This window comes from Dankookia rubra, from assembly GCF_004355005.1.
Classification (GTDB): domain Bacteria; phylum Pseudomonadota; class Alphaproteobacteria; order Acetobacterales; family Acetobacteraceae; genus Paracraurococcus; species Paracraurococcus ruber_A.
In genome coordinates, this window is sequence record NZ_SMSJ01000346.1 from 1 (window position 1) to 543 (window position 543).

1 protein-coding gene is annotated in these 543 nt (G+C 62.2%); it reads left to right on the forward strand.

Annotation, left to right across the window (positions count from 1 at the left end):
- Nucleotides 1–333: 333 nt before the first annotated feature.
- Nucleotides 334–543, forward strand: a 210-nt coding sequence (locus E2C06_RS36915) for a transposase domain-containing protein (protein ID WP_193560547.1), incomplete at its 3' end; no start/stop codon positions are given.

Below are 543 nucleotides of genomic sequence, written 5' to 3' on the forward strand. Positions count from 1 at the left end.
GCCACCCGCTACGAGAAAACCGCGTGTTCCTTCATGGGCGTGCTCTGCATGGCCGCCACGATAGACTGGATCAAGTAGACACACAGAACTTAAGGCCTGACAGGCCCTAGCCGCCTGCGTGACAAGCTCCGGATAACACAAGGCGAGGCCGAAAGCGCGTGTTGATCTATTGCTCCTGATGACCGCTTCTCGCTGCGGTTTGTATCTTTGAGGTTGATAAACCAAGGCATTCTTGTCCGGCGAGGCGGGCTAGAGACAATACCGTTGACTTTAGTCGGGCTCGCTGGCGGAGTTGGGCTGTGGGACCACTGACCGCTGCGGGAGGACCAAGCAATGGTCCGCAAAGCGACGCGCTTGCCGAATGGCACCCGGATCAGTGACCAGGTCAGCCTTGGCGTTTTGACAGCCACGGTGCCGGCGGCGCTGGTGGATGCCGTGCTGGCCGAGACCGGCCGGCAGAGCCAGCGTCGGCGGCAGCTGCCGGCGCGCCTGGTGGTCTACTACGTCATGGCGCTGGCGCTGTACGCGCAGTCCTCCTACGGC